Below are 10258 nucleotides of genomic sequence, written 5' to 3' on the forward strand. Positions count from 1 at the left end.
GAGTTGACATTTTGCGGCACAAGAATAAAATGAAACGCTCGTTCTTTTTTATGCCAAAACCAAGGAGACACAATGAAAGCGATCGTCTGCAAATCGTGGGGACTGCCGGATACACTGGTTGTAGAAGAACTTCCCGATATCACCCCGGCCCCCGGCGAGGTCGCTATTGATGTCCAAGCTGCCGGCGTCAACTTCCCCGACGTCTTGATCATCCAGAACAAGTACCAGTTCAAGCCTGAACTCCCCTTTACGCCGGGCAGCGAACTTGCCGGCGTGGTGCGCGCCGTCGGAGACGGTGTGACGAACGTCAAGGTAGGCGACAAGGTGCTCGCCTTCGTCAGCCTGGGCGCATTTGCGCAGCAGGCGTCGGCGCCGGCAAAGGCAGTCATGCCCATGCCGCAGGGTCTCGATTTCGACACTGCAGCGGCGTTCACGCTGACTTACGGAACATCGCACCATGCGGTTGTCGACCGGGCGCAGCTCAAGCCAGGTGAGACGATGCTGGTACTTGGCGCCGCAGGCGGTGTCGGCCTTGCAGCAATCGAGATCGGGAAGGCACTTGGCGCACGCGTCATTGCCGCCGCATCGTCCGACGAAAAGCTCGCGATCTGCCGGGAACATGGCGCGGACGCGACCATCAACTACACCACCGAAGACTTGCGCGAAGCGATCAAGGCTGCCACCGACGGCAAGGGACCGGATGTCATTTACGACCCGGTTGGCGGCGTTTACGCAGAGCCCGCTTTCCGCTCCATTGCCTGGCGTGGCCGCTACCTGGTTATCGGCTTTGCCAACGGCGAAATTCCGAAGCTGCCGCTCAATCTCCCGCTGCTGAAAGGTGCCTCGCTGGTTGGTGTGTTCTGGGGCGAATTCGCGCGCCGCGAGCCGAAGGCGAACCTGGCGGCGATGCAGCAACTGATGGGATGGATGGCCGAGGGAAAAATTCGTCCGCATATCTCGGGGCGCTACGCCCTTGCGGATACGCCGAAGGCACTCGAGGACATGGCCGCGCGGAAGGTCACCGGCAAGGTCGTGATCCAGCCGCAGAAGTAACTTACGGCCCTAGCCCGCCGGCCGGCGGGCCTGGCTTACTCTCCCTCGGCGAGGATCTGGTGCACGAAGGCTGACAGGATCAGCCTTTCATGGATCGACACGTCAAGGAATTCAAAACCGTGCTTGTAGCCGTCGCCACCTTCGGCTGGAGCAACGGACCGCAGCACTGTCTTCAGGCTCAGGTACTCGTCCTGTCCCGCGGCATGGACTTTGAACTTGATGACACCCTCTTCCCCCTTTTGGCCGAGGGCTTGTTTCAACGTGCCGGAAGCACCTCCCATGCTGAGGTCATTCAGCACTGCCGCTCCAAGCCGCTCAGGATTGCCCAGCGCGACCGACGCGATGATATTGACGGCGGCCCGGACACCGCGGCGCACTACCGTGCAACGTACTTCCTTGGGAAACGCCAGGTGCAGGTAAGGATGGGGCGAATGCACCGATTTCACGGCGGAGGTGATGAAGGCATACGCCTTTTTTCCTGCAAACGCACGCACGATGAACGTCTGCCCTTCGCGCACGAATTCAAGCTTGCCGTCGAGTGCCGGTGCCGTAACCAAGACGGTCTTGTTTTTTACGAATCCGATCAGGCGGACTGTATAGCGGATAGCGGGGTTGTCAATCTGCTGCAAATACAGCGTTTCGCCGACATACCATCGCACGTCGTCCATGCCGACGACGACGTCCTTGCCTGTGTTGCCGGCCTGCGGAGGATCCGCAGGCTCGGGGATGCTCGACAGCCGTCGGATCGTGCCGACTGGAGGCGGCTCCTTCGGCTGCTTCGGCGACAGGTCCCAGGCAGTGTCGTTGATGAACCCGTTGTCGACGAGGCCATCGAGCTGGGCCTTGCTTTCGATCACGCATCCGGCTGCAAGCAGGAGATTACCGTGCCAGTCATAAATAGCACGCGGCAGCGGTTTGCCCACTGCCAGTTCCGACACCCGCACAGGAATCAAAGAAACAACCGGATCAGTCATGTCCCCTCGTCTTCAACGCAAGCAAATCACAACCGCATCCCGAACCCGAAGCGGCGTTTTCCGAGCCGGTCAATGTTACCTTAAGCGTCACGGGTTGTCGGTACGTCGCGATCGCGCGTGGTAAAAAATTCCTTTGCCACATTGGCATCGCGCGTGCGGCTGAATGGTGGAAGACTTTGCCAGATCCGCCGACCATAGGGTTTCGAGATGATGCGGGGATCGCAGATCATCAGCACGCCGTGATCGGTTTCGTCGCGAATGAGACGGCCGGCGCCCTGCTTGAGGTTGATGATGGCGGCCGGCAGCTGGTGGTGGACAAAGCCGTTCAGGCCCTTGCGTTCCAGTGCGTCGATGCGCGCTGCCAGTACGGGATCGTCCGGCGGCGAAAAGGGCAGCTTGTCGATAATGACGAGCGAGAGCGCGTCGCCGCGGACGTCCACACCCTCCCAGAAGCTCTGACTGCCAATCAGGACCGCATTCCCCGCAGCGCGAAAGCGGTCGAGCAGCTCGGTGCGCCCCGCCTCGCCCTGCACCATCAACGGAAATGGCAGCCCACGCTTGTCGAATTCCTCACGCAGACGCTCAGCCGCACGGTTGACTGCGCGTATCGTCGTGCACAGGAGGAAGGCGCGGCCGCCGGATGCCTCGATGATCGGCAATGCAGCATCGATCACCGCGTCGGTATAGTCCAGGGAATTCGGCTGCGGAAGGTTCTCCGGCACATAAAGCAAACCCTGCCGGCCGTAATCGAATGGGCTTGGCCACGACTGGGCAGTCTCGTTCCACAATCCCATTTGAGAGGCATAGTGGTTGAAGTCGTTCTTCACCGCGAGGGTCGCTGAGGTGAAGATCCACGCACGCGGCGTTCCTTCCCGCTGCTTGCTGAAGATGGGCGCAATCGATAGTGGCGTCTGGTGCAACTGCAGGGACGACGAAAAGGCCTCCACCCAGAGGACACGCTCCTGTTCCGGCGTCACTTTGTCCGGATTCGCATTCTGCGCACTGTCCCATGCCGCCAGCTTGTCGGACAGCTCGATTGCGCGCGTTCGGCATTGCTCGATAGTCTCCGCCCGCTCCGCCTGCTTCTCGAGCACGGCGACCATCCCGTGCAATTCATCCTGTAGCTTTTCAAGCGCCGGGAAGAATGCACTCGACGGTGCGATCTGGTTCACCGCAAGCCTCACCACGTCCTGAGGGAATGCGAGTCGAAGGTCGCGCGCTGCCCTCTCCACGGTCGAGACAACCTTTGGCCAGTCCGCGCCATCGCGCGCATGGGCAAGCCCTTCCGCAAGGACGTCGCGGCACAACTCAAGCACCTGCGAGGTCGAAACGGTCTCGCCGAAGAACAGGGTTGCGGTTTCCGGCAACTGGTGCGCTTCGTCGAAGATGACGGTATTTGCGGACGGAAGAAGTTCCGCTACACCGGTGTCCCTGAGCGCGACATCGGCAAAGAACAGGTGATGGTTGACCACGACCACATCGGCCTGCTGCGCCTCCTTGCGCGCTTTCATGACAAAACAGTCCTGGTAATACTGGCACTCGGCGCCCATGCAGGTATCACGTGTCGAGGTCACAAGGTTCCAGACAGTTGCCGACTCCGGGACGCGCGACAGCTCCGCCTTGTCGCCTGAACCTGTCGTCTTCACGAAGCGCGAAATCTCGCGCAGGTAGCCCACATCCTCGCGCGAAGTCATGCGGCCGTTCTGAAGCGTGCGCTCAAGATGGAAATGGCAGACATAATTGGCCCGCCCCTTCAGGAGGGCGACCGATACCGGCGCATTCAGCGCTTTGCGTACCGTCGGAATATCACGCAGGTAAAGCTGGTCCTGGAGGTTCTTGGTACCAGTCGACAGAATGACCTTCCCGCCCCACAGCAATGCAGGCACCAGATAGGCAAAGGTCTTGCCCGTACCGGTTCCAGCCTCGGCAATCAGGGTCTTCTGGCAGGAAATGGCTGTCGCAATGGCCTTGGCCATTTCAGTTTGCGACTGGCGGGGTCGAAAGCCGGGAACCGCCTGGCTGAGGAGCCCTGCGGCGTCAAACAACTGCTCTATGTCAGTGTCGTGGGTGCCCGGTTCGGGAGTTGGTGCGGAATGTTCGGTCAAAGCTGCGGTCGGGCCGGTAATGACACCACCCGCTGGATCATGCGGGGATGTCGGGGACGAGTTGCATTTTCAACAATGTTATGTGATCCTTCAACTGGAGTTTGCGCTTCTTCAAGCGTCGCAGCTGGAGTTCGTCGCGCAGGACATCACGCGCCAGCAGTTCGATCACTGCGTCGAGATCGCGATGTTCCACTTCCAGTTCGACGATTCTTCGCTGTATCTCTTCCGTTGGAATCATGATGTCGTTGTTGAATACGGTAAGTGACTTATATTTTAAGAGTGAATACCCTGCTCGGCTAGCGCCGCCGCTCCTCCGATATGGCTTGTGAAGCGTGTTCAAACGGAAAACAGGGAATTGATGCTTGGGGACAACATCTCGCGCATGAAATACATGCGCCGAGTTGTAACAAAACGGAACAAGGGTACGTGCGAAATTTTTCGCATGCAATAATTTTTTCAGTCCGAAGTGAAATCCCACCGATTCCATGAGCCAATACAAGATTGAAGCAGGCACTGGACAGCATATCGGCGACCGCAAGGAGCAACAGGATCGCACGGCGCTGTTTGCCGCCCCGAGGGCACCAGGGTATGTGATGGCGGTAATAGCGGACGGCATGGGCGGACTGAGCGGCGGAGCACTTGCGGCCGAACAGGTCATCCGCACTGCGAAACAGGCCTTCGACCACTTCTCGCCGCAAACCGACGATGTCGGCAAGATGCTTGAAACGATTGCGCATGATGCGCACACCATCATCAAGCTGACCGCGTTCTCTTCCGAAAAGAATCCCCACAGCACCATGGTCCTGCTTGTGATCTGCCCCGACCGTTCGGCAGTTTGGGCCCATGTCGGGGATTCGAGGCTTTACCGTTTCGATGGACCGAACTGCGCGGAACGCACTGTCGACCATTCGTACGTTGAGCTGATGGTCCGCGAAGGCAAGCTGTCGCGCGAAGAAGCGAAGAACCATCGCCTGTCAAATGTGCTGGTCAACGCACTGGGATCCCACGACCGCGATCCGCAAGTCACGCTGCGCCGCTATGAGGGGCTGAAGGCTGGCGACGCCTTCCTGCTGTGCTCGGATGGCCTCTGGCATTATTTTTCGGATGCGGAACTTGGTGCTGCCGTTGCGATGAATTCGCCGCGTCAGGCCTCGGAAATGCTCATTAACAAGGCACGCGAACGGACAACTGACGGTGCCGGTGACAACTGCACGCTTGCAATCGTGAAGCTGGTTGAGCCGCCCGTAGAGGCCAAGACGTATTCGGTCGGGAAAATGAAACGCGCGGTTTGATGGATGGGCAGAGACGCATGCTCAGCCCAAAAGCCGCAGCCAGTCAATCGGTCTAGACGTTCGGTATCGCCTGTTTCGCCTTGCGCTTCCTATCCTTCTCCACCTTTCGCTCTGCAACTTTCCGCTGTCGCTCCAGCGCGTCGCTCTTTTTCTTCTCGTAGGCAGCGACTTTCGCCGTGCGCCTCGCGGCCTTGGCCGCGTCTGCCACCTTCTGCTGCTTTACTTTTGCCTCGTGCTTTTCCTGACGATCCGGGCCGTGAATGGGCTGCACGTTGTGTGCTGACTCGGTCGCCGGCTCTGCGTGGGCCGGTTTCGGTTCCTCGGCGTCCACTCGGCTTTCACGCTCATTGCGTTCCTTCTCGCCCTTTTCAAGCCGCGCCGACAAGGCACGGTCCCGTTCCGTCACGCGCGACTGGCGCTTGAACGTGTTTGCCTCAATTTCGACAGGACGCAAAGCTCCAAGGGCTGCCCGACGGCGGTCACTTGCCTGGTCGATGCATGACGTGGCAAAGAACTTGGGATGGCATTCCTGCTCTTCCGCCAGATAGCGCGCTTCGATCTCGGCGCGCTCGGCTCTTGCAGCCGATAGTGCCGCATCGGCATCTGCGATGGAGCGAATCGAGCCGGATGGAAAACGGTCCGTCACTTTTCCGCCAGGTGCCTGGGCAAAGGAACCAGATATACAGGCTATGGCAGCAAGCCAGGCCACGGCACCGCGGAGAATCATTTGCCTGGTCATGATCCGATTGCCGATCATGCCAGCGACCCCACGACGTCGCGCCGTTCGCTTTCCATGTACTCGGTGGATTGCATTTCGATGATTCGCGACACAGTGCGATGGAATTCGTTGGCTAGCATGCCTTCAGTGTAGAGCTGGTCCGGTTCGACCTCGGCAGACATCAGGAGCTTGACCTTGTGGTCATACAAGACATCGACAAGCCAGGTGAAACGCCGCGCTTCGGAAGACATTGCAGCCGACATCCGCGGCACCGACGAGAGGATTACGGTATGGAACTGGCTGGCGATTTCCAGATAGTCATTCTGCGAGCGCGGACCGCCGCATAGGGTGGCAAAGTCAAACCAGATGACGCCGCCTGCCCGGCGCAGGGCCTTGATGTCGCGTGCCTCGATCCGGATATGGGGATCCTCATCGGCTGTTTCGGCAAGATTGGCGAATGCATTGCGCAGCAAATGATCCGCTTCGGCTCCCAGTGGGGTATGGTAGGCCTCGACCTGTTCCAGTACGCGCTTGCGGTAATCCACGCCGGCGTCCACATTCATCACATCGAGCTTTTCCTTGAGCAGTCCGATGGCAGGAAGGATGCGGTCGCGGTGCAGCCCGTCCGGGTACAGCGCATCCGGCACATAGTTCGAGGTCATCACAAACGAGACACCATTTTCAAACAATGCCTTGAGCAGGTTGTAGAGGATCATCGCGTCCGCGATATCGGACACATGGAACTCATCGAAGCAGATCAGGCGGTATTTCTTGGCGATGCGGCGCGCCACTTCGTCCAGCGGGTCGGCCACGCCCTTCAAGTCGTCAAGCTGGCGGTGCACGCCGCGCATGAACTCGTGGAAGTGCAGGCGTGTCTTGCGCGTGACAGGAACGACGGAATAGAAGCTGTCCATCAGGAATGACTTGCCGCGCCCGACGCCGCCCCACATGTACGTCCCCCGCGGGACTTCCGGACGGCTGATGAGACGCTTGAGCCGGTTCGACCGCTGCGCTTTGTACGCAACCCAGTCGTCGTAGCACCGCTGCAGACGCTCGACCGCGCGCAGTTGCGCATCATCCGAACTGTAACCGCGCTGTGCGAGCGCATGCGCGTAAAACTCCCTGACGTTCATATGATCTGTTTCGCTGGTTGCTGCCTTGTCCGATTACCCGTGACCGGCATGAAAATGGGCGAGACAACCTCGCCCATTGCTGGAAGCGGACATCAAGCACGCTTGCGATTATGCCTGCAATGTCCGGAATCGACAGGCCCGGTACGAATCCGGACGGCTCTTACTGCGGATTCATCTCGACTGTGACGCGCGACGGATAGGATCCACCGCCGAAGCGTATCGGGAAGCTGAGTCCCACGCCGACACCCACATGCCCTCCCCCGCCGCCGACGCCGACGCCCGCGCTGGAGCCGTACGGATTCGAAGGCCGGTAGACGATCTCCGATGCACGGAAACCGTCCTTGTTGCAGAGCACGCGTAAATCGCCGTTTGCGCTGCCGACGTTCACCGCGGCCGGGGTAACGACATTCCAGTTACCTGAACCGGTGCTCACCATGCAGTTCGCGCCATTGAGCGCCTGCCCTCCGGATGCCGTTTCGATCGTCACTACGCCATCACCCGATCCTGTCGTAGCACAGGCGGCGATCGCCAGCGGTAACAACAGGAACAGGTGACGCATACGGGCTCCTTAGAAGTTAAGCGACCTCTTGTCGACCGCCAGCGCAGCTTCCTTGGTCGCCTCGGACAGGGACGGGTGAGCGTGGCAGATGCGGGCGATGTCTTCCGCAGACGCACGGAACTCCATCGCGACGACCGCTTCCGAAATCAGTTCGGAAGCCATCGGCCCGATGATGTGTACGCCGAGGATTTCATCGGTCTTGGCGTCGGCCAGGAACTTCACCATACCGGAGGTATCGCCGAGGGCGCGAGCACGACCGTTGGCCATGAACGGGAAGGTACCGGCCTTGTATGCGACGCCTTCCGCCTTCAGTTGCTGCTCGGTCTTGCCGACCCACGCGATTTCCGGGGACGTATATATGACCCAGGGAATTGTATTGAAGTTCACATGGCCGTGTTGACCGGCAATGCGCTCGGCAACGGCAACGCCCTCTTCCTCCGCCTTGTGCGCCAGCATCGGGCCGCGCACGACGTCGCCCACCGCCCAGACGTTCGGCAAGCTGGTCTTGCAGTCTCCGTCGACAGTGATGAAACCGCGCTCGTCCAGCTTCAGGCCGATGCCTTCCGCATTCAGGCCGATAGTGTTCGGAACGCGGCCGATCGAGACGATCAGCTTGTCGAACACCGCCTTTTGCGCATTGCCCTTGTCGTCGGTGTACTCGACGGTCACGTCTTTCTTGCCCGCGGTAATCGAGCCGATCTTCACGCCGAGGCTGATGGCCAGGCCCTGCTTCGCGAACAGCTTGTGCGCTTCCTTGGCGATCTGCTCGTCAACCGCGCCGAGGAAGGCCGGGAGCGCTTCCAGCACGGTCACTTCCGAGCCGAGACGACGCCACACGCTGCCCATTTCCAGGCCGATCACGCCTGCGCCGATCACGCCGAGCTTCTTCGGTACAGCGTCGATGGCGAGTGCACCGGTGTTCGAAAGGATCAGTTTTTCGTCGAATGCAGCATTCGGCAGTGCGCGCGGATTGGAACCGGTCGCAACGATGATGTGCTTGCCGGTGATCGTTTCTTCGGTCGCGCCGGCGACCTTGATTTCGTATCCGTTGGCGTCGCCCTTCACGAAAGAGCCGCGGCCATGGAAGAAGGTAACCTTGTTCTTCTTGAACAGGTACAGGATGCCGTCATTGTTCTGCTTGACGATCGTTTCCTTGCGCGCAAGCATCTGCGCGACGTTCATGCTCAAACCCTTGACCTCGATACCGTGGTCGCCAAAGGCGTGGCCGGCGTGCTCATAGTGTTCGGAGGACTGCAGCAGTGCCTTGGAGGGGATGCAACCAACGTTGGTGCAGGTACCGCCCGGCGCCGGGCCGTTCTTGGCGTTCTTCCACTCGTCGATGCAAGCGGTGCTGAAACCGAGTTGCGCAGCGCGGATCGCTGCGATATAGCCACCGGGGCCGCCACCGATGACAACCACATCAAAATTCTTCGACATATTCGTACCCTATTTTTTCCGCGGAATGGACAACGCACACGGAGCAGGTTTTTTCCTTGCTCCGTGTGCGCATGGCGTGATGGATTACAGGTCCAGCAGGAGACGCGCCGGATCTTCCAGCGCTTCCTTCATCGCGACCAGACCGAGCACAGCTTCGCGGCCGTCGATGATGCGGTGGTCGTAGGACATGGCCAGGAAGTTGATCGGACGGATCACGATCTGGCCGTTTTCGACAACCGGGCGGTCCTTGGTGGCGTGCACGCCGAGGATCGCTGATTGCGGCGGGTTGATGATGGGGGTGGACAGCATGGAGCCGAACACGCCACCGTTCGAGATGGAGAAGGTGCCGCCGGTCAGTTCTTCCAGCGTCAGCTTGCCGTCCTTGGCCTTGGTGCCGAATTCAGCAATCTTCTTCTCGATGTCGGCGATGGTCATCTGGTCGGCATCGCGCAGGATCGGCACGACCAGGCCGCGCGGCGAACCAACAGCGATTCCGATGTCGAAATAGCCGTGGTAGACGATGTCGTTGCCGTCAACCGAAGCGTTCAGGACCGGGTACTTCTTCAGGGCGGCGACAGCTGCCTTGACGAAGAAGGACATGAAGCCGAGCTTCACGCCGTGTTCCTTCTCGAACTTGTCCTTGTACTTGTTGCGCAGGTCCATGACCGGCTGCATGTTCACTTCATTGAACGTGGTCAGGATGGCGTTGGTTGCCTGGGATTGCAGCAGGCGCTCCGCGACGCGGGCGCGCAGGCGGCTCATCGGCACGCGCTCTTCCGGACGGTTGGCGAGGTCGGACATGCTGATGGGCGCTGCGACTTGTTGCAGTGCCGGCTTCGGTGCGGCGGCGGGTGCCGGTGCAGCTGCTGCAGGCTTGTTCTGGAGGGCGCCGATCACGTCGCCCTTGGTCACGCGACCATCCTTGCCGGTACCTGCCACTTGCGCGGCAGTCATGTTGTTGTCCGCCAGCATCTTGGCTGCGGCGGG

10 protein-coding genes are annotated in these 10258 nt (G+C 60.0%); 2 read left to right on the forward strand and 8 right to left on the reverse strand.

From position 1 onward, the window contains the following. The first annotated feature begins 72 nt into the window (after positions 1-72). Positions 73-1053, forward strand: coding sequence for an NADPH:quinone oxidoreductase family protein (locus AYR66_RS12540; protein WP_088707752.1), 981 nt, complete (start codon positions 73-75; stop codon positions 1051-1053). Positions 1054-1088: 35 nt separating this feature from the next. Here the strand turns inward: AYR66_RS12540 and AYR66_RS12545 are convergent, their stop codons facing one another. From AYR66_RS12545 to AYR66_RS12555, 3 genes are all read right to left on the reverse strand, one after another. Next, positions 1089-2027, reverse strand: a complete 939-nt coding sequence (locus AYR66_RS12545; RefSeq protein ID WP_088707753.1) for a flagellar brake protein — start codon at positions 2025-2027, stop codon at positions 1089-1091. Positions 2028-2107: 80 nt separating this feature from the next. Further along, positions 2108-4153, reverse strand: coding sequence for a DNA repair helicase YoaA (locus AYR66_RS12550; RefSeq protein ID WP_088707754.1), 2046 nt, complete (start codon positions 4151-4153; stop codon positions 2108-2110). A gap of 16 nt (positions 4154-4169) precedes the next feature. Beyond that, the gene (locus tag AYR66_RS12555) at positions 4170-4370 is read right to left on the reverse strand and encodes a YdcH family protein (RefSeq protein WP_088707755.1); all 201 of its coding nucleotides are present in this window, start codon (positions 4368-4370) and stop codon (positions 4170-4172) included. A gap of 247 nt (positions 4371-4617) precedes the next feature. Between AYR66_RS12555 and AYR66_RS12560 the strand changes: the two genes are divergently transcribed. Continuing rightward, entirely contained in the window at positions 4618-5424 is an 807-nt protein-coding gene (locus tag AYR66_RS12560; protein WP_088707756.1) for a PP2C family protein-serine/threonine phosphatase, read from the forward strand. A gap of 52 nt (positions 5425-5476) precedes the next feature. On the opposite strand, the gene AYR66_RS12565 is transcribed toward AYR66_RS12560, so the two are convergent. The 5 genes from AYR66_RS12565 to odhB form a co-directional block, all read right to left on the reverse strand. Beyond that, the gene (locus AYR66_RS12565; RefSeq protein ID WP_088707757.1) at positions 5477-6181 is read right to left on the reverse strand and encodes a hypothetical protein; all 705 of its coding nucleotides are present in this window, start codon (positions 6179-6181) and stop codon (positions 5477-5479) included. Continuing rightward, positions 6178-7275 carry a cell division protein ZapE gene (gene zapE / locus AYR66_RS12570; RefSeq protein ID WP_088707758.1) on the reverse strand — a complete coding sequence of 366 codons (1098 nt, stop codon included), beginning with the start codon at positions 7273-7275 and terminating at the stop codon, positions 6178-6180. The genes AYR66_RS12565 and zapE overlap by 4 nt, the downstream gene beginning before the upstream one ends. A 160-nt stretch (positions 7276-7435) precedes the next feature. Next, a complete protein-coding gene (locus AYR66_RS12575; protein ID WP_088707759.1) occupies positions 7436-7834 on the reverse strand; it encodes a hypothetical protein in 399 nt (132 codons plus the stop codon). A gap of 9 nt (positions 7835-7843) precedes the next feature. Then, a complete protein-coding gene (gene lpdA, locus AYR66_RS12580; protein WP_088707760.1) occupies positions 7844-9271 on the reverse strand; it encodes a dihydrolipoyl dehydrogenase in 1428 nt (475 codons plus the stop codon). Positions 9272-9355: 84 nt separating this feature from the next. Beyond that, a partial coding sequence (odhB, locus tag AYR66_RS12585) for a 2-oxoglutarate dehydrogenase complex dihydrolipoyllysine-residue succinyltransferase (protein WP_088709782.1) occupies positions 9356-10258 on the reverse strand: 903 nt, incomplete at its 5' end.

The sequence above is a fragment of the Noviherbaspirillum denitrificans genome, from assembly GCF_002211445.1.
Classification (GTDB): Bacteria; Pseudomonadota; Gammaproteobacteria; order Burkholderiales; family Burkholderiaceae_D; genus Noviherbaspirillum; species Noviherbaspirillum denitrificans.